At 65.7% G+C, this 25,609-nt stretch carries 16 protein-coding genes; 6 read left to right on the top strand and 10 right to left on the bottom strand.

Features of this window, described 5'->3' with window-relative positions; genetic code table 11:
• The first annotated feature begins 7 nt into the window (after positions 1-7).
• The 4 genes from ACEF39_RS09365 (at position 8) to mtnC (ending at position 3,971) form a co-directional block, all read left to right on the top strand.
• On the top strand, positions 8-1,435 hold the full coding sequence (locus ACEF39_RS09365) for an amino acid permease (protein WP_100552419.1): 1,428 nt from the start codon (positions 8-10) through the stop codon (positions 1,433-1,435).
• Positions 1,436-1,986: 551 nt separating this feature from the next.
• Positions 1,987-2,628 carry a methylthioribulose 1-phosphate dehydratase gene (locus ACEF39_RS09360; RefSeq protein WP_500287748.1) on the top strand — a complete coding sequence of 214 codons (642 nt, stop codon included), beginning with the start codon at positions 1,987-1,989 and terminating at the stop codon, positions 2,626-2,628.
• An 86-nt stretch (positions 2,629-2,714) separates the two neighbouring features.
• Positions 2,715-3,272: a 1,2-dihydroxy-3-keto-5-methylthiopentene dioxygenase gene (locus tag ACEF39_RS09355; protein WP_500287747.1), complete on the top strand. Its 558-nt coding sequence runs from the start codon at positions 2,715-2,717 to the stop codon at positions 3,270-3,272.
• Between the two features lie 3 nt (positions 3,273-3,275).
• Positions 3,276-3,971 carry an acireductone synthase gene (gene mtnC, locus ACEF39_RS09350; RefSeq protein WP_500287746.1) on the top strand — a complete coding sequence of 232 codons (696 nt, stop codon included), beginning with the start codon at positions 3,276-3,278 and terminating at the stop codon, positions 3,969-3,971.
• Between the two features lie 45 nt (positions 3,972-4,016).
• Here mtnC and ACEF39_RS09345 read toward each other — a convergent pair whose 3' ends face one another.
• The 6 genes from ACEF39_RS09345 to ACEF39_RS09320 all read right to left on the bottom strand — a co-directional run bounded on the left by ACEF39_RS09345 (position 4,017) and on the right by ACEF39_RS09320 (position 14,049).
• A complete protein-coding gene (locus ACEF39_RS09345; protein ID WP_500287745.1) occupies positions 4,017-6,638 on the bottom strand; it encodes a beta-mannosidase in 2,622 nt (873 codons plus the stop codon).
• Between the two features lie 181 nt (positions 6,639-6,819).
• A complete protein-coding gene (locus ACEF39_RS09340; RefSeq protein WP_500287744.1) occupies positions 6,820-8,046 on the bottom strand; it encodes an AGE family epimerase/isomerase in 1,227 nt (408 codons plus the stop codon).
• A complete protein-coding gene (locus ACEF39_RS09335; protein WP_500287743.1) occupies positions 8,043-9,038 on the bottom strand; it encodes a carbohydrate kinase family protein in 996 nt (331 codons plus the stop codon). The genes ACEF39_RS09340 and ACEF39_RS09335 overlap by 4 nt, the downstream gene beginning before the upstream one ends.
• 7 nt (positions 9,039-9,045) lie before the next feature.
• Positions 9,046-10,359, bottom strand: a complete 1,314-nt coding sequence (fucP, locus tag ACEF39_RS09330; RefSeq protein ID WP_025874796.1) for an L-fucose:H+ symporter permease — start codon at positions 10,357-10,359, stop codon at positions 9,046-9,048.
• A 69-nt stretch (positions 10,360-10,428) separates the two neighbouring features.
• Positions 10,429-11,478, bottom strand: coding sequence for a LacI family DNA-binding transcriptional regulator (locus tag ACEF39_RS09325; protein ID WP_312704849.1), 1,050 nt, complete (start codon positions 11,476-11,478; stop codon positions 10,429-10,431).
• Between the two features lie 96 nt (positions 11,479-11,574).
• Positions 11,575-14,049: a GH92 family glycosyl hydrolase gene (locus ACEF39_RS09320; protein WP_500287742.1), complete on the bottom strand. Its 2,475-nt coding sequence runs from the start codon at positions 14,047-14,049 to the stop codon at positions 11,575-11,577.
• Positions 14,050-15,176: 1,127 nt separating this feature from the next.
• Here ACEF39_RS09320 and ACEF39_RS09315 point away from each other — a divergent pair.
• The gene (locus ACEF39_RS09315; RefSeq protein ID WP_500287741.1) at positions 15,177-18,254 is read left to right on the top strand and encodes a TonB-dependent receptor; all 3,078 of its coding nucleotides are present in this window, start codon (positions 15,177-15,179) and stop codon (positions 18,252-18,254) included.
• A gap of 163 nt (positions 18,255-18,417) precedes the next feature.
• Positions 18,418-18,612: a heavy-metal-associated domain-containing protein gene (locus ACEF39_RS09310; RefSeq protein WP_500287740.1), complete on the top strand. Its 195-nt coding sequence runs from the start codon at positions 18,418-18,420 to the stop codon at positions 18,610-18,612.
• A gap of 78 nt (positions 18,613-18,690) precedes the next feature.
• On the opposite strand, the gene cueR is transcribed toward ACEF39_RS09310, so the two are convergent.
• From cueR to ACEF39_RS09290, 4 genes are all read right to left on the bottom strand, one after another.
• The gene (gene cueR, locus ACEF39_RS09305; RefSeq protein WP_500287739.1) at positions 18,691-19,143 is read right to left on the bottom strand and encodes a Cu(I)-responsive transcriptional regulator; all 453 of its coding nucleotides are present in this window, start codon (positions 19,141-19,143) and stop codon (positions 18,691-18,693) included.
• Positions 19,144-19,155: 12 nt separating this feature from the next.
• Positions 19,156-21,657: a heavy metal translocating P-type ATPase gene (locus tag ACEF39_RS09300; RefSeq protein ID WP_500287738.1), complete on the bottom strand. Its 2,502-nt coding sequence runs from the start codon at positions 21,655-21,657 to the stop codon at positions 19,156-19,158.
• 158 nt (positions 21,658-21,815) lie between these two features.
• Positions 21,816-24,773, bottom strand: coding sequence for a TonB-dependent receptor plug domain-containing protein (locus tag ACEF39_RS09295; RefSeq protein ID WP_500287737.1), 2,958 nt, complete (start codon positions 24,771-24,773; stop codon positions 21,816-21,818).
• A gap of 278 nt (positions 24,774-25,051) precedes the next feature.
• Positions 25,052-25,519: a hypothetical protein gene (locus tag ACEF39_RS09290; RefSeq protein ID WP_500287736.1), complete on the bottom strand. Its 468-nt coding sequence runs from the start codon at positions 25,517-25,519 to the stop codon at positions 25,052-25,054.
• Between the last annotated feature and the right edge of the window lie 90 nt (positions 25,520-25,609).

Raw genomic sequence — 25,609 nt, 5'->3', positions numbered from 1 at the left:
ACCACACATGTTCAAGCAACTGTGGGCCACCAAGCACCCGCACGCCGCCCACGAAGACGCCAATGGCCTGAGCCTGCGTCGCCACCTCGGCCCCTGGGGCCTGACCGCGCTCGGCATCGGTGCGGTGATCGGCGGCGGCATCTTCGTCATCACCGGCCAGGCTGCCGCCAACCACGCCGGCCCGGCCATCATGCTGTCGTTCGTGCTGGCCGCGATCTGCTGCGCCTTCTGCGCGCTGGCCTATGCCGAGTTCGCGGCGATGGTGCCGGTTTCCGGCAGCGCCTACACCTATACCTACGCCACCTTCGGCGAGCTCTCGGCCTGGTTCATCGGCTGGATGCTGGTGCTCGAGTACGGCGTCTCCGCCTCGGCCGTGGCGGTCAGCTGGACCGGCTATTTCCTCAGCCTGCTCAGCCATTTCGACATCCACCTACCGGCTGCGCTGGTCAGTGCCCCATTGGACGCGCAGCTGCGCCCCACCGGCGCCATCGCCAACATTCCCGCTGCGATCCTGGTGCTGCTGCTGACTTGGCTGTGCTACGTCGGCATCAGCAAATCGTCGGCGATGAACATGGCCATGGTCATCCTCAAGACCGGTCTGATCGTGCTGGTGATCGTGGTCGGTTGGAAATACGTGGACACCAGCAACTGGACCCCCTTCATTCCCGCCAACGAAGGCCCCGGAAAGTACGGCATGGAAGGCGTTCTGCGCGGTGCGGCGATGGTGTTCTTCGCCTATATCGGCTTCGAAGCGGTATCGGTGGCCGCGCAGGAATCGCACAAGCCGCAGCGCGACATGCCGATCGGCATGATGTTGTCGCTGGTGATCTGCACGGTGCTGTACATCGCGATGGCCGCGGTCATGACCGGCCTGGTGCCCTACCAGCTGCTGGGCACCGATGAGCCGGTGGTGACCGCCGTGGCCGCGCATCCACAGCTGGGCTGGTTGCGGGTGGTGGTGGAGATCGGTGCGTTGATCGGCCTTTCCTCAGTGGTACTGGTGATGATCATCGGCCAGCCGCGCATTTTCATGATCATGGGGCGCGACGGCCTGTTGCCGCCGGTGTTCACCAAGATCCACCCGAAGTACCGCACGCCGCACATCAACACGGTCATCACCGGCATCGGCATCGCCCTGCTGGCGGCGCTGTTCCCGCTGGACATCCTCGGTGAACTGACCTCGATGGGCACGCTGATCGCCTTCGCGGCGGTCTGTGCCGGTGTACTGATCCTGCGCCGCACGCAGCCGGACCTGCCGCGTCCGTTCCGCATCCGGGGCGCGTGGTTGATCTGCAGCCTGGGCGTGCTGAGCTGCCTGGCGCTGCTGTCGGCGATGACGCTGCACAACTGGATGCTGATGGGCGTGTGGACGTTTGTCGGCTTCGTGATCTACTTCTTCTACGGGTTCAAGCACAGTCGCCTGCGGGGGAAGTGAGGTTTTCTGCATTGCAGGGCCTGCGGCCCTGCACCCGCCTTTGAAGCCAGAGCAACGGCAACAGCTGCGCTGAGGGTTTGGTGGGGTGGGTTGGATTCGCGGGGGACGCCGTGAATCCGTCCCTGGAGGCTTGGCCGCGGCATCCATGCCGCGGACACCCCCCGCGAACCCAACCCGCCCCACCTCCGACAGTCTCCTGCCCCGTCCGGTAGATCCACGCCATGCGTGGATGAAGCGTTCCCGGAAATGAATGTTCGGGAACGAATCTGCTGTAGAGCGGAGCCATGCTCCGCTTCGAGCAAGCGCAGCGAAGCGATCCGCTTTCGCTTTTCCTTCTGCACTCCGTGGCTGGCCGCCCACAGGAACCTGTCAGGGGCGGGTCGGGTGGGCCGTGCAGGGGCGTTGGCGCCATGGATGGCGCCATCGAGCTTACAGGGACGTACTTGCAGCGTCCCCTGCACGGCCCACCCGACCCGCCCACCCCATGAACCGCTCTACGCGACCTGCCGCGAGGGGCTCAGCCGTTGGCCGAATCCAGTAAAATCGCCCCCATGAACGCCCCCACCTTCCCCTACGACACCGCGCGCCTGAGCGAACTGGCCCAGCTGCTGATCGACAACGTCCGCGAACTGGCCCTGGCCGGCTGGACCCCGGCCACCAGCAGCAACTTCTCCCACCGCCTGGATGACCGCCACGCCGCGATCACCGTGTCCGGCAAGGACAAAGGCCGCTTGATCGAAGACGACATCATGGTGGTGGACTTCGATGGCAAGGCCGTTGGCCGCCCACTGCGCCCGTCCGCCGAAACCCTGCTGCACACCCAGCTGTACCGCCGCTTCCCCGAGATCGGCTGCGTCCTGCATACCCACTCGCCGGTGCAGACCATCGCCTCGCGCCTGTACGCGCCGCAGGGGCATATCCGGGTGGAGGGCTACGAGCTGCTGAAGGCCTTCGCCGGCAACAGCACCCATGAGATGGCCATCGACATCCCGGTGTTTGCCAACACCCAGGACATGGATGTGCTGTCGGCCCAGGTCGACGCCCTGCTCGACACCCAGCCCCTGTGGGGCTACCTGATCGACGGCCACGGCTTGTACGCCTGGGGCCGCGACATGGCCGAAGCGCGCCGGCACATGGAAGCGTTCGAGTTCCTGCTGCACTGCGAGCTGGAGCTGCGCAAGCTGCGCGGTTGATCCAGTGATGCAGATTCCCATCTGGAATCTGCGCCCTACCCTCGCCCTGCTACCCTGTCCTTCCCCGAGACGTTCAAGCTGCCGCCATGAGCCGACTGCGCATCTACGACGATACCCGCCCCGAATCGCCGCTGCTGGACACCCAGGACGGCGCCATCATCGCTGCCGAACTGCAGAAGATCGGCGTCACCTTTGAACGCTGGCAGGCCACCGCGCCGGTCGCCCCGGGCGCAAGCCAGGACGAGGTGTTTGCCGCCTACCGCGCCGACATCGACCGCCTGGTTTCCGAACGCGGCTTCAAGAGCGTGGACGTGGCCTCGATCGCGCCGGACAACCCGAACCGCGCCGAGCTGAGGAAGAAGTTCCTCGACGAACACTTCCACAAGGAAGACGAAGTGCGCTTCTTCGTCGCCGGCTCGGGCCTGTTCACCCTGCACGTGGGCGACAAGGTCTACGAGATCGAGTGCGTGAAGGATGACCTGATCGCCGTGCCCGACGGCACCACCCACTGGTTCGACATGGGCGATGAGCCCAGCTTCGTGGCGATCCGTTTCTTCACCGAGCCGGATGGCTGGGTCGGTCACTTCACCGGCACCGACATCGCGCAGAAATTCCCCCGTTACATTCCGACCCAGGCGTCCTGATCAATGCAGCCCCGCGTCATCCTGACCGACATCGAAGGCACCACCAGCAGCATCTCGTTCGTCAAGAACGTGCTGTTCCCGTACGCACGCCAGGCGTTGCCCGGCTTCGTCGCCGAACATGGCCAGCAACCGGAGGTGCGTCGCTGGCTGGACGCCGTCGCTACCGAGATCGGCGGCGCCTGCCAGGACAGCTTGGTGGCCGAGACGCTGCAGGGCTGGATCGACCAGGACCGCAAGCACACTGCGTTGAAGGCCCTGCAGGGGCTTATCTGGGACGCGGGCTACCGTCGTGGCGACTACACCGCGCACTTCTACCCGGAAGTGGCGCCGGTCTTGAAGGGGTGGCACGCTTCGGGCCTGCCGCTGTACGTGTACTCCTCCGGCTCGGTGCCGGCGCAGAAGCTGTTCTTCGGCTTCAGCGATGCCGGTGACCTCAGTCCGCTGGTGTCGGGCTGGTTCGATACCGAAGTCGGTGGCAAGCGCGAGGCCGACAGCTATCGCCATATCGTGCAGGCCATCGGCGTTCCCGCTGGCGAAATCCTGTTCCTGTCCGACGTGGTCGAGGAACTGGACGCTGCCCGCGAGGCCGGGCTGCAGACGCGTCTGATCGATCGCCTGGAGGACTACCCGACGCCGCGCATCGGCGCAGCCGCCAACGGCCATGATCGCGTCGAGAACTTCCAGCAGATCCAGCTGTAAGCGAGAAGGTGTGCGGACCAACGGTCCGCACCCACCCAACGGCCCTCAACGATCGTTGAGGGTGCGCACCTTCAACGCCTCACGCAGGGCAGCCAGATCCACCGGGCCACGCACGGCGACGTCGCGGGTTTCGCCCGGCAGCAGATCCAGCAGGTTGTCTTCCACCTGCACGTCGAGCGCGCCGAAATCGATCCAGGCCGCGCGCACCAGCGCTGCGCTCTGCAGCCGCAGGCGGTAGTGGTCACCGTCGATCGCCAACGTTGATTTCAGCTGCTGGCGTGGCAGCACCTGGTCCTTGGCTTCGACGAACCCAACGACCTGCCGCGCCGTCACCCTGCCGCCCTGCAGCAGCTCGAACACTGCCACTGTCCGCGCCGGATCGGCGCCAGCCAACAGCTCGGCATCGGCGTAGTTGCCGATGTCGATCACTCCGGCAGCGACCAGCGTCACCGCCTGCTCGCGACGGCGCAGTACCTTGCCTTCCACGTCCATCACCCGCAGGCGCCAGCGTGCATCCAACGGCGTGGCCTGGTCATTGATCACGCGCACGCGTGTCCTGCCCTCATCGCGCAACGCCGCCACGGTGACCGGCGCGAAGAAGCGCCGTGCGGCGAAGTGCAGCGCCTTCCAACGGCCGAAGTAGTCAACGCTCGACCACGAGGCACCTGGCCAGACGTCGTTGAGCTGCCAATACAGCGAGCCCATCGTATAGGGCCGCGAAGCACGATGGTGCAGCGCCGCCAGGGAAATGCCATCGGCCTGCATCACCTGGCTCAGGTAGACGAAGTCCTCGAAGTCCTTCGGCGTGCCGTAGCCCAGCTCGATGTAGTGCAGCAGGCGCGTATTGCCCTCGCCGGCCATGAACTTCTGGTGCGCGCGGATCACCGGACTGTCGATACGCTGCTCGGCACGGGTAGCGATCTGGTCCACCGTCGCCACCGCAGGCCAGGCCTGCAGGCCATACTCGGACATGAAACGCGGGGTCTCGCGCAGATAGGCCTGCACCGGCAACGCTGGATTGCCCCACACCTGCCAGTAGTGCTTGTCACCGCGGGTAGAGTCGTTGGCCTTCTCGTCCAGATCGTTGCTGGGCGAACTGGACCAGTACGGCACGCCCAGGCCGTCTTCGCTCACCACCTGGCGCAGGTCGTTGCCGAACAGGTCGACATAACCCTGCCAGACCTTCGCTGCGAACGCCGGATCGGCGGCCTTCAGGTCGCGGCCGTGGCCCCAGTCCTTCCACGCCGTCTCTTCTTCGTTGTTGCCACACCACAGCACGATGCTGGGATGATGCCGCAGGCGGCGCACGTTGTCGCGCGCCTCGGCGACCACGCTGGCGCGGAATGCCGGGTCGTAACCGGGTTGCATGCCACCGCCGAACATGAAGTCCTGCCAGACCAGCAGGCCCAGTTCGTCGGCGATATCGAAGAACGCATCGTCTTCGTAGTAACCGCCACCCCAGTTGCGCAGCATGTTCATGTTGGCATCGCGCGCGGCGACCAGCACCTGGCGCAGGCGCGCGGCATCAACACGCGCAGGGAAGGCGTCGAACGGAATCACGTTCGCGCCCTTGGCGAAGATCGGCACACCATTGATCACGAAGGCGAAGCCCTGCCCTCCCTTGTCGTCCTGCTCACGGCGCAGCTCGACCGTGCGCAGGCCGATACGCTGCTCGCGCTTCAACGTGGAATCGGCGCCACCGTCGAGCGAGGCCAGCACGGTGTAACGATCCTGCGCACCGTGGCCGACCGGCCACCAGCGCCGCGGCTTGGCCAGTTCAACCGGCACCTCCACGCTGTTCCGACCGGGCTTCAGCTCGACCGTGCGTTGCACCCGTGCGACGCTGCGGCCGTCTGGATCACGCACCTCAACGTCCACCGCCACCGGACCGGCGGCCGCACCCTGTTCCACCTGCAGCACTACGGCCAGCGTTGCCTTTTCCGCATCAAGCGCATCCGTGCGTACGGCGAGGTCGGTCAACCGATGCGCGCCCCATGCCTGCAGGTCAACGCCGCGCCAGACACCGGCCGTGACGTAGCGCGGACCCCAGTCCCAGCCGAAGTGGTAGGCCGGCTTGCGCGCGAAGTTGCCGACCATCGCGTCCTTGGGTTCATCGCCGTAGGGCGAAGGATAATTGCCGGCGATTCTGTGCGGCATCGCCTGCACGCCCGGCAGCAGCGTGCGGATCGGCGAACGGAACACGAGCTGCAGCTCATTGCCCTTCGCACGCAGGCGACCTTCGACGCGGGCGCGCCATGTGCGGTGGGCATTATCGGCACGCAGCAGCGGCTTGCCGTTGAGCTTCACCTCGGCATAGGTATCCAGGCCATCGAAGCGCAGCTCGGCGTTGGGCCTGGCCAAGGTGACGGCGTCCACATCGAAACGGGCGCGGTACTCCCAGTCAGCCAGGCCGATCCACTGCAGTTCGGCTTCGGGCGCGCCGACGTAGGGATCGCGGATCAACCCATGCGCCAGCAGATCGGTGTGCACGCTGCCCGGCACCGTGGCCGCACGCCACAGCTGCAGGCCCGGATGCGCCGCGCCCTGGGCGTCGCCGGGCAGCAGGCGGAATTCCCATTGCGCCTGCAGCGGAGCGGCAGTTGCCGGGAAGGCGGACGCTGCGATCAGCAGCAGGAGCAGACGGACAACGAGGGGAAGGCGATGCACGTGATGCTCCTTTTGTTGCTGTTGAAGGCCCAAGCGGGTGTCCACTGCATGCGGTCGGCTCCGCGCGCATGGCGATGCGTTCGACATCCTGGCGCCAGACCACAGCGCGGCGCGGCGCTACCAATGCAACACGCCACGGTAGCGCCGGACCACGTCCGGCGAGCACGCAGCGCGGCAGACCTCAACGCACGACGTTCAGCACTTCGTAGCAGGCGCCCATGGTGTGGTAGTCGACCTTGCCAGCCGGGCTCTTCTCGTCGCTGTACTTGCGGTTGTCAGCGTCGAGGATGCGGAACCATGCGCCGTACCGGTGGTCGACGAAATGGTCCCACGAGTACGCCCAGATACGGTCGTACCACTGCCAATAGCGGTCATCGCCAGTGCGCTTGGCCATCAGTGCGGCGGTAGCCAGCGTCTCGGCCTGCACCCAGAAATACTTGTCGTCGTCGCAGACGAAGCTGTCGCCGCCAATCGGCGCGCCGTCCATGCCCGGCTGCCGGCGCGACTCCGGAGCGAAGCCGTAATACAGGCCGCCGCGCACCTCGTCCCAGCTGCGCGCTACGGCCACATCGAACAGATGCTGCGCGGTCGGCAGCAGCCAGTCGGCCTGCACGTGGCGGTCCAGGATCAGCAGCAGCTTGGCCCACTCGGTCTGGTGGCCGGGCTGGAAGCCCCATGGCCGGAACAGGTGCTTGGGATCGTCCAGGTTGTAGTCCCAGTCGATGTTCCAGTTGACGTCGTAGTGCTCCCAGACCAGACCGCCGGCCTTGGCCGCCTGGCGGCGGGTCATGTTGTCGGCCAGCTGCAGCGCGCGCTCGACATAGCGCTGTTCACCACTGGCCTCGAATGCTGCCAGCATCGCCTCGCACATGTGCATGTTGGCGTTCTGGCCACGGTAACCGGTGAAGTTCCACTGGCCGTCGGCCTCGTCCCTGTACAGGCCGTGCTCTGCTTCCCAGAAGCGCGCTTCCAACAGCTGCCAGGTCTCGTCCATCCACGCGCGGGCTTCTTCGATACCCGCCTTCAATGCACAGCTGTAGGCCAGCAGCACGAAGGCCACGCCGTAGCAGTGATTCATGTCGTCCTCGACCACGCCATCGCGCAGGGTCCAGGCGTAGCCGCCCGTAGCCGGGTTGCGATGCACCTCGCGCAGGTAGCGCACGCCGTGCTCGACCGCATCGCGATACTCGGCATTGCCGAATTCGCGGTAGGCCATGGCGTAGTTGAAGACGAAACGGGTGCTGCTCACCAGGTGGCGATGGCTGGCGTCGTAGATGCTGCCGTCGTCACGGAAGTAATGGAAGAAGCCGCCCTTCGGGTCGATGCAGCGCGGGTGGTAGAACGCCATCGTGTCGGCGATGTGGGCGCGCAGGAACGCGGGAGAACGGAAATCGGGCGAGGTGCTCATGCGGGGAGATCCTGTAGCTGCAGCAGCCGCTGCACTTCATCGAACGAGGGCATTGCAGCGAACGCGCCCTTGCGGGTCACCGCCAGTGCGCCAACGGCGGCGCCGAAGCGCAGCGTGGCGGCGATCGCCTGCGGGTCCTGGCAGAACGCGGCAAAGCCCGCACCTGCCCCACCCCTCTCCAGCAGCCCGACCAGCACACCGCCAACGAAGGCATCACCGGCAGCGGTGGTGTCCACGGTGGCGACGCGGAAACTGCTGACCTTGCCCTGCGTTTCACGGGTATACCAATGCAGCGTGGCGGCGCCGTCGGTGATGATCACCCAGCGTGCCTGCGCGGCCAGCAGGCGACGCAGCACCAGCGCCTCGCCGTCATCACCCAGCGGTGCCGCCAGGTACTCCAGTTCCTCGCGCGACAGCTTGACCAGGTCGGCGCGTTCCAGCGCCTGCCACAACCGCGGTGTCGGGTCGACATCGGCCGGCCACAGCGCCGGACGCAGGTTGAGATCCAGGCTGACCACCGCACCGGCCGTGCGTGCGCGGTCCATGCCGGCGAACGTCGCTTCGGCGATGTCCGCTTCGGTCAGGCTGTTGGAACAGACATGGAAACAAAGCGCGCCATCGAAGCAGCCCGCCTGGAAATCGCTGTCACGGAACAGCAGGTCGGCGGCAGGCGGACGGTAGAAGCTGAAGCTGCGTTCGCCGCCCGCGTCCAGTGCAACGAAGGCCAGCGCGGTCTTGGCCGCGTCGGTACGCACGATGTAGTCGGTACCAACGCCGTGTTCGCTCAGGCTCTCCGCCAGGAAGTCACCGAACATGTCGCGGCCGAGCATGCCGACGAACTGGGTCTTCGCGCCCAGCCGTGCAGCGGCCACCGCGACGTTGGCCGGTGCACCACCGGCGTACTGCAGGAACGCGCGCGGGGTATCGGCCGAGGCCGGCGGCTGCGCTAGTAGATCGATCAAAATTTCGCCGAAGCAGACGATGGAACTCATTTTCGACTCAGCCTCCCTGCGTGCCGGCAGCCGGCGCGCGGGCGCCGACCAGTCCATAGAAAATGATGTAGCCGTAGCACAGCAGCGGCAGGATGAAGCTGGCCTGCACGCCGATGTGGTCAGCCAGGACGCCCTGCAGGTAAGGCACCACGGCGCCACCGACGATGGCCATGATCAGCAGGCTCGAACCCTTGCTGGTCAGCGGGCCCAGGCGCTCGATGCTGAGCGCGAAGATGGTCGGGAACATGATCGAATTGAACAGGCCGATCGCCACCACCGAGTACAGCGCGACATTGCCGGAGGTCATCATGGTCAGCGTCAGCAGGCCCACGTTGACCAGCGCGAAGATCGCCAGCAGGCGGCTCGGCGAGAAGCGCGCCAGCAGCGCCGAACCGGCGAAGCGACCGATCATCGCCATCGTCCAGTAGGCCGACACATAATGGGTGGCTTCCTGCTCGCTGAAACCGCCGATGGTGGGCATCGACAGGTAGTTGACCAGGAAGCTGCCGATCGATACTTCAGCGCCGACGTAGAAGAAGATGCCGAGCACGCCCAGCAGCAGATGGCGCTTGCGCAGCGCGTCCAGGTAGCTGTGCTGATGCCCCTGGTCAGCCTGCTCGGTGGTGTCGTTCAGCGCCGGCAGGCGGAACAGGAACACGAACAGGGCCAGCAGCACAAGCGCCACCGCCAAGCCCACGTAGGGGCCCTGCACGGCGTGGGCCTCGGCGGTGCGGTAGGCCAGCTGTTCGGCGGCCGGCAGCGCGGCGATCTGCTCACCGCTCATGGCCGTGTTGGACAGGATCAGCATGCCGCCGAAGATCGGCGCGATGGCCGTACCCAGCGAATTCAGCGCCTGCGCCAGGGTCAGGCGGCTGGAACTGGTCTGCTCCGGCCCAAGCAGCGCCACATACGGGTTGGCCGCGACCTGCAGCACGGTGATGCCGGTGGCCAGCACGAACAACGCACCGAGGAAGGCGCCGTAGACGCGCAGCTCAGCGGCCGGCCAGAAGCCCAGCGCGCCGATGCCGGCGATCACCAGACCAGCCACGATGCCCTTCTTGTAACCCAGCGCGGCTACCAGCCGGCCCGCCGGCAACGACATCAGGAAATAGGTGCCGAAGAAGGTGAACTGCACCAGCATTGCCTTGGCGTAGTTCAGTTCGAACACCGCCTTCAGATGCGGAATCAGGATGTCGTTGAGGCAGGTCAGGAAGCCCCACATGAAGAAGATGGTGGTGACCACGGCCAGCGCCTTGCCGTTGGTGACGGCAGGCTGGTTGCCCGGGGAACCCGATGGGCGGGGCGTTGCGGAGATCGGCATGCGGTACGCGCCTCGATGCGCGAAAGGTCGTTGAAGCGTGGAAGGGGGCAATCAGTCAGTAGCAAAGCATCAATTCGGGCGTGCGGCACTGCTTTCGCGGATGCGCAACTGTACCGGGGCGACCGTGCGCCGTGGTGGCGCATCCGGTTCCTCCAGCCGCTGCAGCAGCAGGGACGCCGCCTGCCGGCCGCGCTCGCGCGGGTCGGCGGTCAACGTGGTCAGCGGCGGCACGGCAACCGATGCCTCGGAAATATCATCGAAACCGGTCACCGCGAAATCACCGCCGGGCCGGATGCCGCGCGAGTTCAGGCCCAGCATCAGGCCCAGCGCGACAGTGTCGTTGTAGCAGACCGCTGCGCTCGGCCGATGGCCGTCGACGAACAGTTCATCGGTGCGCGCGGCCGCTTCCAGCCGGTTGGGTGCCGATTCGATCATCCAGCCCGGCGGCAATGCCAGCCCGGCTTCGGCCAGTGCCTGCTGGAAGCCGGCACGACGCTGGTGGCAGGAACTCGATGCGGCGTGGCCACCGAAGAACGCAATCTGGCGATGACCGCGCTCGATCAGGTGGCGGGTGGCCAGGTAGGCGCCATGCTGGTTGTCCAGGGTCAGGAAATCCCACTCGGCGCCTTCCAGTTCACGGTTGAACAGCAGCACGTTGGCATTGGCACCCAGCGCCTGCCGCAGCAGCGTGGCATCGCTGCCTTCGGCCGGCGACAGGATCAGGCCTGCAGGTGTGTGTTCCATCAACGTGGACAGCACCGCCTGCTGGCGCTCGGGTGACTCGCCGGTACTGCCGAGCAGGGTCACGTAGCCACGCCCGCCCAGCGCTTCGTCCACACCGGAGGCGAATTCGGCGAAGAACGGGTTGGACAGATCGTTGATGACCAGCGCGATGCTGGATGATGTACGTCGTCGCAGGTTCGCCGCAGCGCGGTTGTAGACATAGCGCTGGCGGCGCAGCTCGGCCTCGACCCGGGCGCGGGTATCGACGTTGACCAGCGGACTGCCGCGCAGCACCAGCGACACGGTCGCGCGCGAAACGCCGATGGCACGGGCGATGTCGGTCACCGTCACCGCCTTGCCGGAACGCTTGCTGGAACTGTCGCCGTTGTCGTTCATCGTCTTCCCGCACTCCGATGGATGCTCAAGCCTAATGGATCGCGGCCCTGTCGTGCCGTGCCGTTCGCTGGGTTGCCTCGAACGGCACAGCCCGGCTCAGTGCAGCTGGCTGCCCGGTGACGCACACCAGGACACCGGCAGATCCTTGACCGCCGTGCCCCAGCCCTCGGTCGGCGCCTGCCCATCAAGCGCAAAACGCAGTTTCGGGCCCTGCTGCAGCTGGCTCCAGCCCATCCATACCGGGGCATGTGCCTGGCCGTCGACCTGCACGCCCTGCACGTACTGCAGGCGACGGCCATCGGCGCCAGGCGCCTCGATGCGCAGGGTGCGGCCGTTGCCCAGCTCGACTTCGACCTTGGCAAAGCGCGGCGTATGCAGCAGGAACTCGCCACTGCCCGGCACCGCCGGGTATACGCCGATGGCACTGAACAGGTACCAGGCCGACATCGTGCCGAGGTCATCGTTGCCGGTCACGCCGTTGGGTGCATTGGTGAACAGCTGCTGCGCAGCACGCACCACCGCTGCGGTCTTCCATGGCTGGCCGATCAGCGTGTACAGCCACGGCGAATGCAGGTCGGGCTCGTTGTTGGGGTTGTAGCGGAACTGGTTGTAGTAGCTGTACGGGCCCACCACCCACTCGCGGCGCGCCGCATTGAGCGGGTCGGCCTGCAGCGCATCCATCGCGAAGAAGGCATCCAGGCGGCGGCCCGCCTGCTCGCGACCGTCCATCGCCTCGACCAGGCCCGGCATGTCCTGCTGCGCCAGCCACTGGTACTGCCAGGCGGTGCCTTCATGGAAACCATGGTGCGAACGCGGGTTGTAATGGCCATCAGCCGGGGTATACCACTGGCCATCTTCGGTGCGCGGGCGCGGGAAGCCGCTGAAGCCGGTTTCCGCATCACGTACCTGCGGGTCCCATACCTTGCGCCAGTTGCGGCCGCGCTCACGCAGGGTCGCTGCGTCCTGGGCGTGGCCAAGGCCGTCGGCCATCTGCGAAAGCGCACAGTCGGCCAGTGCGTATTCCAGCGTTGCCGAACCACCATGATGGGGATCGACGTCCATGCCCTTGGACGGGAATGCACGGTCGTAGACCACGTAGCCCTTGTCCAGATAGGTTGGATTGCCGGAACGGCCGGCCATGCGCGAGTTCAGCGGCGGCGTGCCGAAGGCATTGCGGCGCAGCGCGTCCCATGCCTGCGATTCACGGCCTTTGAGCGCACCGAAGCGCCACAGGTCGACCATGAAGGGGGTGACCGGGTCGCCGGTCATGATGTTGGTCTCGAAGTTGGCATAGCCCCAGCGCGGCAGCCAGCCGCCCTGCTCATCGATCGCCAGCAGGCTGCGGCCGATGTCGCGCGCCACGTCCGGGCGCGTCAACGCCAGCCACTGGTTCTGTGCGCGGTAGGTGTCCCACAGCGAGAAGTACTCGTAGTAGGTCCAACCATCGGCGCGATGGATGCCATCGTCGTAGCCGCGGTAACGGCCGTCGGCATCGCTGCCGGTAAGCGGCTGCAGCAGCGCGTGGTACAGCGCGCTGTAGAACACGGTGCGGTCATCGCCATTGCCCCCCTGCACGCGCACGCGTGCCAGCTGCTCACGCCACGATTGCTGCGACAGCGCGCGCATGCGTTCGAAGCCGAGCAGCGCCCCGCCCTGCATGCCCTCGGCGCGCAGGTTGGTTCGCGCACCTTCGGCGTCCACATGCGAAATCGCGCTGACGGCCGTGACCGACTGGCCTTTGGCCAGATCGAAGCTGAGCCAGGCGCCATTCGGCTTCTGCTCGCCTTCCATGCTGTGGCGCGCGCCTGGCAGGCCGCCGCCCTCGCCCCAGGTGCCATGCGCCTTGAACGGGCGGTCGAACTCGATACGGAACCAGGTGGTGTACTGATGGCCACCGCAGAAGCTCTTGGTGACCAGCTTGCCTTCCACCACGCGGTCGCCAACCACATCGACTACGCTGCCGATCACCGAGTGGCGCTCGTTGGCCTGGCCGACATTGACCAGCACGTGGCCATCGCCCTTGCCCTGGCCGAAGGTGTAGCGCTCCGCAGCCGCGCGCGTACGCGCCGTCGCCTCAGCGTCAATGCCGCCGTAGCTGGTCAGGCGCACCTTGTAGTAGCCGGCCTGGCCGATCTCACCGTCATGGGTATAGGCCGAGGCATACGCCTTGTGGTCGAACTGCTTGGGGTTGGCGGTATCGAAGTCGCCGCCGGGACCGATGCTGCCCGTCACCGGCAGCACCGAGACCTGCCCGCCCTGCTCCCAGCAACCGGCGCCGGACAGGAAGGAGTGGCCGAAACCGCGGATCTTGTCGTCGTCGTAGCGCCAGCCCGAATAGTGGCTGCCGATCGGGCTGACCTGGATCAGGCCGAACGGCGCCGAGGCACCGGGGAAGGTGTTGCCGTCATCCTTGCTGCCGATGAAGGTGTTGACCTCGCGCTCCAGCGCGGCCGGCGCGGCCTGCAGCCAGGGCGTCACCGCCAGAGCCAGCAGGCAGGCGATACGGGCAAGGGGCCGATGGGACAATGCCGACAGGCGGCGGTCGGGACGACGGTGGGACAACCTGGTCACGGGCAGGACTCCTTGGCGGCAGGGCGGCAGCGAAGGACCGACCGCACAGGCCGAGCCCTCGTTTCCATCGGTACAAATCCGCACCCCGGCGGATTTAGATCGATTCAAGTAGAGCATGGGGATTTCGCCCAATGCATTCTGCGGCGCAGCATGAGAGGGGGCTTCGGCCGGGCTGCGCCCGGCACCTGCAGAGGCCGGAGCAAGAGCAGAAGCAGGCTCCCGAGCTGGGCGGGGCGCTGCGGGTATGCAGGACGCGCCGTAAACCCCGCTCCGCGGTCCGGCCCAGCCGCTGGCGGCTGTGCGTTCGGGCGCTTGCGAAGCAGTGCTTCGCAAGCAAAGCGCCCTCACCCATGGGGGCTCGATGGCGCCATCCGTGGCGCCAACGGTCCTGCACACCCACACCGCCCCACCCCTGACAGTTTCCTGATGCCTGGTAGATCCACGCCATGCGTGGATGGATGTTCCTACCGATTTCGAAATCATCGAATGGATTGGATTTCATCCACGCATGGCGTGGATCTACTGTCAGCCGCAGGAAACTGTCGAAGGCGGGGTGGGTCCGGTTGCGGGGGCGTGAGCGCCATGGATGGCGCGACCGAGCTTACAGGGGTGAGGGCGCTGCTTGCGAAGCACTGCTTCGCAAGCGCCCGAACGCACAGCCGCCAGCGGCTGGGCCGGGCCCCGGAGGGGGACTTGCAGCGTCCCCCGCAACCGGACCCACCCCGCCATCCCACGGAACGCCGCTGTTGTTGCTGCTGTTGCTGCCGCACTGGCTTGAAGGCCTCTGCGGGTGCTGGGCGCAGCCCGGCCGGCCCAGCCCATTTGCGCATGTAACCGCTTACAGCAATTTTCCGTAAAGGGTCATTTGTACGACACGTCGCTGCCATATTGCGCAGCAACATGCGTCGGCGCCGTTGCCGTGCTAAAAATCGCCCCGCCCATCGCTTAGATCGATCCAAGACGACAGCGCGATGGCCCGGAGTTGGGGAGCAAGACAGGACGTGCCGCGCCATCTGCCAAGCGCTCGTTGCATCTGCAGGGCGAAGGCAAAGATCGGCATCACGAATTAGATCGATTCAAGTTTCCGCGTCAGTCAGTCACCGGATCAATCCAGGAGAGAGGGAGAGATGGCAATGAGGCATTCAACACGTACACAGGGCCACGACGCGTTGTCGCTGGCCATCGCGCTGGCCCTGGCCGCCGCCGTCGCCCCGCTTGGCGCCTCCGCGCAGCAGGCGACAGCAACGACCGGAGCGCAGGACGCCACCACCCTGGACAGCGTCCAGGTCACCGGCTACCGCTACGCAATCGAAAAGAGCCTGCAGCAGAAGCGCGACGCCAATGCCGTGGTCGAAGTGATCACCGCCGAGGACGTTGGCAAGTTCCCCGACAAGAACGTGGCCGACGCGCTGCAGCGCGTGCCCGGCGTGGTCATCACCCGCAGCGGTGGCGAAGGCAAGTCGGTCAGCGTGCGCGGCCTCGCGCCCGACCTGACCCTGACCCAGTTGAACGGCAACTTCGTCGCTTCGTCGGAAACCAACAACGAAGCTACCCGCTCGTTCAACTACACCCTGCTGCCGTCGAACATGCTGTCCAGCGCCGAGCTGTTCAAGTCGCCGGAAGCGCGCATCGACGAAGGCGGTATCGGCGGCACGGTCATCCTGCATACCCGCCGCCCGCTGGAGATGGAAGCCAATTCCGGCTACGTGAACCTGGAAGGAACCTCGTCCGACACCAGCCACGACGTCGACCCGCAGGTGTCGGCGCTGTATTCCTGGCACAGCAAGGACGAGCGTTTCGGCGTGCTGGTCGGCGTGACCCAGCAGAAGCGCACCAGCCGCACCATGGAAGCCAGCACCGAGGACTACCAGTGGTACGGCAACGGCACCACCGCACGTGATGCCAACGGCAACCTGCTGGAACAGGACGGCATCCACTACTGGTGGGGCGAGTCCGGCTTCAACAACCAGACCGGCAAGAACTACAGCGAGTTCTTCATGCCGACCTCGGTGAACTTCGCGGTGAAGGAAGAGAAGCGTGAGCGCAAGGGCGGCCAGCTGACTTTCCAGTTCAAGCCGATCGACAACCTCACCCTGACCGCCAACTACTTCCGCTTCGAGCTGCAGGGTGATTACACCCAGAACATGCTGAAGGTGCCGGAGTGGAACCTGGCCCGTTACAACCAGGACGGCAACTGGGATGGCGGCCGCCTGCTCAACGGGCTCAGCTTCGACCCCAGCGGCAGCATCGTCACCGGTGCGCAGTACGAAAAGCTGGCCGGCAAGACCTACTACTGCAGTGAAGACGAAGCCGCAGCGGCCGGCATGAAGCCCGGTGGCTGGGGCCCGGACGACTGCACCATCCCCACCCCGCAGCTGACCGGTGGCTACAGCAAGGAAAAGGCGCTCTCGCAGACCGCCGACCTGACCATCGACTGGGACATCAGCCCGCTGTGGAAGGCGTCGTTCACCGGCGGCCGTACCTGGTCTGAAGGCGGCCCGTCGATGAACTTCCGGATGTCAGCCAAGCCGCGTCGCAAGGTCGGCGATCAGTGGCAGTCGGGCAATCAGTACACCGCGTGGGACCTGACCGGCACCCCGTCGGTGCAGTTCTCGCCGGACCTGCAGCAGCAGCTGATGGCCGGCATTGCCGAAGTCGATACCGGTTCCACCGATTCGTCGTGGATGAAGACCGAAGTTGAACAGAACTACTTCCAGGCTGATGTCACCAAGCTGTTCGAAGCCGGCTGGCTGGATTCCATCCAGTTCGGTACCAAGTACCGCGATGGCAAGGTCCACCGCAACACCGGCAACACCTACTGGGTGTGCCCGGGCCTGGACCCGGCCGACTATGACAACAACCGCTACCAGGCCGGTTGCGATCCGACCGCAGGCAATGCGCAGCCGGGCTTCTTCCTGTCCAACCCGATCAGCAACATTGCCGGTGGCTTCAACGCCAACGTGTTCCCGGGCGTCAACTACCCGGCCTACATCGATTACCTGAACAAGACCTACGGCGGTTCGCACAACCGCACCGAGGAAGACTTCGTCTACGACGTCAACGAAAAGATCTACTCGGGTTACTTCCAGGCCAACTTCCGTACCGATCGCGTGCGCGGCAACGTCGGTGTGCGCGTGGTGCGTACCAAGCAGTTCGCGCAGTCCAGCGATTCGGTCGAGCGCTTCAACGACTATTTCGTGGACAACGCCGCCGGTGCACCGATGAGCTGCGATGATCCGGCCGCCGATCCGAACCTGCGCTGCCAGGGCGGCTTCGTGCGCCTGCCGGACAACCAGGTCCGCGACAAGGTCTACACGCTCAGCTCGCTGGACAAGACCTACACCGACTTCCTGCCCAGCTTCAACATCGCCTGGGACATCACCGACAACCTGGTGCTGCGTGGTGCCGCATCGAAGGTGATCGCCCGCCCGAGCTACACCTCCATCGCCTACCCGGGCGGCCTGCGCTACGTCAGCGAGGAATACAGCAACGACCGCCGCGTCGCTGGTGGTACCGACACCCCCGGCTGGTATGGCTCGGGCAGCAACAAGGCGCTGGAGCCGTTCGAGGCCGTGCAGTTCGACCTGGGCCTGGAGTGGTACTTCAAGCCCGGTTCGGTAGCCGGCGTGGCGCTGTTCCGCAAGAACGTGGACAACTTCACCGTGCCGGTGGTGCGCGACCAGCAGATGACCGTTGGCGGGCAATCGGTGACGGTGCAGAAGTATGAAACCCAAGCCAACGGCCGTGACGGTGTCTCGCAGGGCGTGGAACTGTACGGTCAGTACACCTTTGACTTCGGTCTGGGCGTACAGGCCAACTACACCTACAACGACACCAACCTGGCTTCGATCGTGCTGGATGGCGAAGAGATCGGTTCCTCGCCGCTGGTGGGCAGCGCCAAGAACCAGGCCAACGTGACGGTGTTCTACGAGAACGAGAAGTTCCTCGCGCGCGCCTCGTACAACCGTCGTGGTGAAGTGGTCGGCGGCCTCAACAACGGCCTCACCACCTACACCAAGCCCTACGACCAGCTTGATCTGAACGTGGCCTACAACCTGACCCCGGACTGGACCGTGACCGCCTCGGTGCTCAACGCCACCAAGTCCGAGCTGCGCAGCTATCTGGGCAACGACAGCCAGGCCCGCCTGCTGTCCAACATCTACGCCGGCCGCCAGCTGTACTTCGGCGTGAACTGGAAGTTCTAAGGCATTACCCCCGCCTGCGGGCGGGGACGATCCTCCACGGCAGCCGCGCTGGTACAGGTGGCTGCCGTTTTTCGTGGCCCCTGCGCTTCGGGGAATGCTTGACCCTGCCATCGTTGCAAGGTGCACACTGCCTCCACCCCCAAGTGAATCGAAGGAGCTACAGATGGAATTCCATGTGGAAGGCATGACCTGCGGTGGCTGCGCGCGCAGCGTGACCAAGGCGATCGAACTGGTCGACCCGGCGGCGACGGTGTCGGCCGACCCGCCCAGCCGCCGCGTGCAGGTGCAGACCTCGGCCAGCGAAGCGCAGATCATTGCAGCGCTGACCGAAGCGGGTTTCCCGCCGCGTACCGCCTGATCGTCCTGCCAACTGCGTAAAACAATGCCCGTCCCGTGCAACTGCCGGGTCGGGCATTTTCTTTTCCGCAGGTCTTCGTCAGGTCCTGCGCGAGCGCCTGCGTACCGCCCCGGCGGGCGCTGCAACCGGCACAGCGCCCTCCTCGCCCTCCCCCAGCCGCTGCAGGATCGGGCACTCGGGGCGGTCATCGCCGGCGCAGCAGCTGATCAGTGATTTCAGCGTATCGGCCATCTGCCGCATGTTCTCGATGCGCTGCTCCAGATCATCGATGTGCTGCTCGGCCAGGCGCTTGACGTCGGCGCTGTGCCGCGAGGTGTCGTTCCACAGGCCCAGCAGATTGGTGATCTCGGCCACCGAAAAGCCGAGATCGCGTGCGCGACGGATGAAACGCAGCCGATGCACGTCGGCCTGCGAATAGGCGCGATAGCCCGCTCCGGTGCGGTCAGCCTGAGGAATCAGGCCGATCTGCTCGTAGTAGCGGATCATCTTGGCCGACACGCTGGATGCCTTCGACGCTTCACCGATGTTCATTCAATCGCTCCTTCACTGGGCTGCATGGGGCGCCTCAACCATCGGTGCCTGGAAGCGCCGCAGGCGCAGCGCATTGCCGAGCACGAACACACTGGACAGCGCCATGGCACCGGCGGCGAACACCGGTGACAGCAACACGCCCCATACCGGATACAGCGCACCCGCCGCGACCGGGATCAATGCGGTGTTGTAGGCAAAGGCCCAGAACAGATTCTGGCGGATGTTGCCGATGGTCGCCTTCGACAGTGCGATGGCGTTGGGCACACCCTGCAGGTTGCCGGACATCAGCACCACGTCGGCCGACTCCACCGCGACGTCGGTACCGGTGCCGATGGCCAGGCCGACATCAGCCTCGGCCAGCGCCGGCGCATCGTTGATGCCATCACCGACGAACGCGATCTGACCGTAAGCCGCCTTCAACCGGCGCACCGCCTCCACCTTGCCTTCCGGCAGCACTTCGGCCACCACTTCATCGATGCCGAGCTGGCGGGCAATGGCCTGCGCGGTAGCGGCGTTGTCACCGGTAATCATGGCCACCTTCAGGCCAAGCTGGTGCAGGGCGGCAATGGCGGCCGGCGTACTCGGCTTGATCGGATCGGAGACTGCGATGATCGCCGCCAGGCGGCCATCGACGGCGGCATACAGCGGCGACTTTCCTTCGTTGCCCAGGCGATCGGCCAGCGCAGCGAACATGCCGATGTCCACGCCCAGCGAACGCATGAAGCGGTCGGCACCCACTTCCACCCGCGCACCGTCGACGCTGGCACGCACACCCATGCCGGTCACCGACTCGAAATCAACCATCGCTGGCAGCGCGATGCCCTCCTCCGTTGCCGCCTCGACAATGGCGCGGGCGATCGGATGCTCCGAGCGCGATTCCACCGCTGCCACCCATGCCAGTACCTGCGCGCGATCGAAGCCGTCGGCGATCTCCAGGTCGGTCAGCAGCGGTCGCCCTTCGGTCAAGGTGCCCGTCTTGTCCACCGCCACCACCTTGGCATCCTTCAACAGCTGCAGCGCCTCACCCTTGCGGAACAGCACGCCCATCTCGGCGCCGCGGCCGGTGCCGACCATGATCGAGGTCGGCGTCGCCAGCCCCATCGCGCACGGGCAGGCAATGATCAGCACGGCCACCGCGTTGACCAGCGCGAAGGTCAGCGCCGGCGACGGCCCGAAGATCAGCCACACCAGGAAGGTGGCCAACGCCGCCAGCATCACCGCCGGCACGAACCACAGCGTCACCTTGTCGACCACGGCCTGGATCGGCAGCTTGGAACCCTGTGCCTGTTCAACCAGACGGATGATCTGCGCCAGCATAGTCTGCCCACCCACCGCGGTCGCACGCAGGGTCAGCGCGCCCTTCTGGTTGACGGTGCCGCCGACCACGCTGCTGCCAGCCGACTTCTCCACCGGGATCGGCTCGCCGGTGATCATCGACTCGTCGACGAAACTGCGACCGTCGGTCACTTCACCATCCACCGGCACGCGCTCGCCCGGACGCACTTCCAGCAGATCGCCCAGCAGCACCTCGTTGATCGGGATATCGACGATGCGCCCTTCGCGGCTGACGTGCGCCACCTTGGCCTGCAGGTTGACCAGGCGCTTGATCGCCTCCGAGGTGCGGCCTTTCGCACGCACTTCCAGGAACCGGCCGAGCAGGATCAGCGCGACGATCACCGCCGCAGCTTCGTAGTAGACATTCACCGTGCCCGCCGGCAGCAGGCGCGGGATGAAGGTGGCCACCACCGAATAACCGAACGCCGCCGCGGTGCCCACCGCCACCAGCGAGTTCATGTCCGGCGCCAGGCGCAGCAGCGCCGGGAAGCCCTTCTGGTAGAAGCGCCGGCCGGGAATGGCCAGGACCAGCGTGGTCAGCACGAACTGCAGGTACCAGCTGGCCTGCATGCCGATCGTGGACATCACCCAATGGTGCATGCCGGGGATCAGGTGCGAGCCCATTTCCAGCACGAACACGGGGGCCGCCAGCACGCTGGCCAGGATCAGGTCGCGCTTCAGCGCCACCCGCTCGGCATCCTTCTTTTCCGCCGCTTCCTCATCGACCTGGGTACCGCCATCGATCGCGCGTGCCGCATATCCAACCTTGTCGATCGCCGCCACCAGCGCGTCGATGCCGGCAACGCCGCGCACGGTCGCACGCTCGGTGGCCAGGTTGACGCTGGCGTGACTGACGCCCGGCACCGCCAACAGCGCGCGCTCCACGCGGCCGACGCAGGACGCGCAGGTCATGCCTTCCACGGCCAGTTCGGTGGTCGCGGCCGGTACTTCGTAGCCCACCTTCTCCACTGCCTGGATCAGCGCATCGCGGTCGACCGGACCAGAGGAGCGGATGTCCGCGCGCTCGGTGGCCAGGTTGACCGACACGCTGGCGACCCCCTCGACCTTGGCCAGGGCCGCTTCAACGCGGCCAACACAGCTGGCGCAGGTCATGCCTTCGATCGGCAGGCTGATGGTGGAAGCCGTCTCGTGGACGGTTGTGGTGCTGGAGGTGCTCATGGCCTGGTTTCCCTGGTTCCATCTGGAGAGGTGACCAGCCTAGACCTTGCCATCGTGGGAAGGTCAAATCCACCCCACCCCGCCAATGTTCCATCAAAGCCACAGTAGAGCCACGCCATGCGTGGCTGGCGCCGGGCCACGCCCGGCGCCGCCTTCCCTCAGAACGTGAACACATACTCCAGCGCGAACTCGCGTCCCACCGCACCCAGCAGGCGGGTCGGGGCGAAATCGTAGTCGACCTTGTACGGGTCCTTGTGGTTCCAGCTGGTCGCATTGAAAGCGTTGTTCACGTACAGATTGACCTTCATGAACTCGGTCACCTGGTAGCCGACGTTGAAGTTCCAGGTAATGAACGGTCCGACCCGGCCGTAATAGCGCGCCGTTTGCTGCCCCGCATTCGGGTTCGGATTGGCCGATCCATCCGGGCGCGTGGCAGGCTCCAGGCAGTTAAGCGACGGGCTGTCGCTGGGCACGTAACCATCGGCGAACGGCAGGCAGCCACCGGGGTTGTCCAGGCGGTCGGTGCCCCAGTGGTAGCGCACGCCCGGCACCGAACCGATGCGGTCGGCATACACGTTCGCATTCCAGTTGCCGCCCTGCCAGGCCAGGCTGGCGCGCAGCTTGCTGCGCAGGTCACGATCGCGACGTTCCGGATTCGGGTCGTTGGCGTAGCGCTGCTCCTTCGTCGAGATCTGGTTGGTGTAATTCACCCCCAGCTGGAAGCTGCCCCATGCGGCGGTCTCCAGCCGGTAGCGCGCGCTCAGGTCGATGCCGCGCACTTCGCGGCTGGCCAGGTTGAACGGCCCGCGCTCGATCGACACCAGCCGGCCGCTGCTGTCACGGTTCACCCGGGCCAGGATGCCGGCGCAGTACGCGTCACCCGCCGGGTTCGCCCACGGCGTACCGTCCATGTTCTTGCCGGTCAGGCAGCCGGCCTCGCTGGCCAGCACCTCGTCCGCACCGACGTCGACGATCATGTCTTCCAGCTTGATCGCCCAGTAGTCAGCGCTCATCGACAGGTTCGGCAGCACGTCCCAGACGAAGCCGACCGTCCACGAATCGCCGGTTTCCGAGCGCAGCAGCGGCGTACCCCGACGGTTCACGTCGAACGCATACCAGACATCGGTATTGCCCACGCCGCAGTTGTTGACCAGATACGCCCCGCTCTCGATGCAGCGCAGGCGGTCGTAGGTCAGCACTTCGGAACTGCTGGCCTGGCCCAGCAGGTAGTGCATGTCCGGCGCATGGAAGCTGGTCGCGTAGGAGCCGCGCACCAGCAGCGACTCGAACGGCCGCCATTCCAGGCCGGCGTTCCAGGTGGTCTCCTTCTGGCTGCCGATATCCAGCGCCCCGCCGCCGCCGTCGGCCTTGTAGCTGCCGTATCGGTCGTAGCGTGCCGCTGCGGTGGCGATCAGGCTGTCGGCCAACGGAATCTTGAACTCGACGCCGGCCGAATAGCGGGTGCGCTCACCGCCGCCACGATCAACGTTCTGCAGGTCGAAATCGATGCCGGCACGCGGGTCCGGGCTGAGGTGATAGCCCTGCTTGGCCACTTCGGCTACCGCTGCGAACGAGATCGGCCCGGCCCAGCCCTGGAACAGTTCACCGGTGATGTCGGCCGAGGCCTGGTTGACGTAGGACGACGCCCGGTTTTTCGCCACCGTGCCCATCTGCCAGTACTGGTCCGGGGTGATCGGGTTCCACCAGTGCGACTCGTTCAAGGCATAGATCGCCTCGCCATCGCCGGTGGTGCCCAGCCGTGGGCCGAGGAAGAAGTCGTACGACTTCTGCTCGTCGACCACGTTCTGCCGCTCCTCGACGCGGTAGTAGGAACGGCCGACCGTGGCGCTCCAGTCGAAGCGATCGGCCAGGCGCCCGCGCAGGCCCGCGCTGATATCCCACGACAACTCGCGGTTGGTATTGCGCAGCGTGTCCAGGCCACCGACTTCGTTCGGGGTGAACTGGCGCACGCCGAGCACCGGGCGATTGCGGTTGGCATCCCAGTAATAGCCGTTGGCATCGTCGATCAGCGACACGCTCGGCGGATTGGTGCCCCAGACCGCTTCGGAACGGTATACCGCCAGGTTGCTCCAGGCCTGCAGATCGTTGCCGAAATCGAAGGTGGCATACAGGTTGCCCGACAGGTTCTCCGAGCCTCCGGTCAACAGCCAGTTGGCGTAGTCGGCGCTCATGCCGCAGAGGCGGCCGGTGTTGCTCACCGTATTGGCGTTGTAGTTGTAGACCAGGCGGTCGGCGGTGTAGTACTCGCCAGCGAATTTCTCGCAGGTGCCGTCGGGCGGCGCCAGGCGCTGGCCGTTGCTGGGGTCGATCAACGCCAGGCCAGCGGTGGGACGGAAACCGACCTTGCGCTGTTCCATGTTCCAGGACGGGTACAGCGCGTCGTCGGCGTCGTCCATCTGCGGCCGGTCGCGGCCGAACAACGGATCGCGCTTGGTGTACTGCAGGGCGTAGGTGACGCTCCAGTTGTCGCCGGTCTTGCCGCCCGCCCAGGACAGATCCCAGGTATCACGCCCGCCTTCGGTGGAGGTGCCGCCGCGCACGCGCACTTCGTCGCCGTCGTAGTTGGTCTTCAGGATGACGTTGACCACGCCGGCAATGGCGTCCGAACCATAGATCGCCGACGCGCCGCCGGTCAGCACTTCGATGCGCTCCACGGCAGCGGCAGGAATGTTGCTGTAGTTGGAGAAATTGGTCTCGCCGCCATAGGGCAGCGGATAGTCGGCCACACGGCGGCCGTTGACCAGCAGCAGGCTGCGGTTGGGCCCCATGCCGCGCAGGTTCAGGCCGCTCGCATTGGGGGTGTGCGAGCCCCACTGCGACGCCGCTTCGACGGTGCCGGTCGCCTCGGTCAGGGTTTTCAATGCGTCGTAGACGGTGACGAACCCTTCCTTCTGGATCTGTGCGGCGCTGATCACGTTGACCGGGGCCGGGCCCTCGACGCCAGCGCGCTTGATGCGCGAGCCGGTGACGGTGACCGCATCAAGATCCTTGGTCGGCGACGGGGCCGCTTCCTGTGCACCAGCGGCGAACGGCAGCAGGGCCAGGGCGAGGGCGTGGGACAGCAGATGACGGCGGTTGCGGACGGACTGAGCCATGGGTGGTTGCTCTTGGATGGTGGACGCGCGGTCGGATGGCGATCCCGGGCGTTGAATCGATCCATCTCGATTCGATCACCCTCCCCTGTGGATCGATCCAAACTAAAGCACAGCTGAACCACACCCGGCATGCGGCGACGCAGCAACGCACTGCGACATGTCGCTATCGGTTCTCGGTATCCAAGAAAATCATATGTTTGCGAAACATCGCTGAGAGAACGACGCACGAAGCGATGACACGATTGCGACAAACGCGCGCGGAACGGTTTTGTCCGCCTTCAACGATTTCCAAGGTCCGGTGGATCTGGAACAAACCAGCCATCGCGGAGGACGTAGTGGCTTGATGCGTTGCCTCCGGGTCCGATACCCCACCATTCGATGGTGAACCCGTCGTCCTGCCAGGTCACGGAAGAAAAATCGGATTCACTGCCGGGGCTTCCCGAGTTCTGACTGGCGAGGGAGACGGTCTCCAGGCAGCTGCTGATGACTGCACTGCCGCGTTCGATGGGCTTCGGCCGGGTCAATTCGTAAACGGACAAATGGATCTCGCGCCCCGCGCCACAGCGGCCCGTCGGATTGGAGGCGTTTGAATCGAACACCTGATACAGCGCCCGAAAGCGTTTGTTTCCAAGCATATGTACGCGAGTGTCGACGAACGCCCCTGTAGCAGAGGGTGCCAGCGTCACCCCACTCAGCACGGCGTCGATGCTGTTTCCCTCCGGACCGGCCGCCTTCCAGATCAACACTGGTGGCTGTCCTTCATCTGCAGCTATTACGGCGGTTGGCAGCAGACAGAGAAGTAGCAAGAGCAGTCGAGGCATGCGGAAGGAGGATCG

The sequence above is a fragment of the Stenotrophomonas indicatrix genome (genome assembly GCA_041545745.1).
Classification (GTDB): Bacteria; Pseudomonadota; Gammaproteobacteria; order Xanthomonadales; family Xanthomonadaceae; genus Stenotrophomonas; species Stenotrophomonas indicatrix_A.
This window is presented reverse-complemented; position numbering and strand designations above follow the sequence as displayed.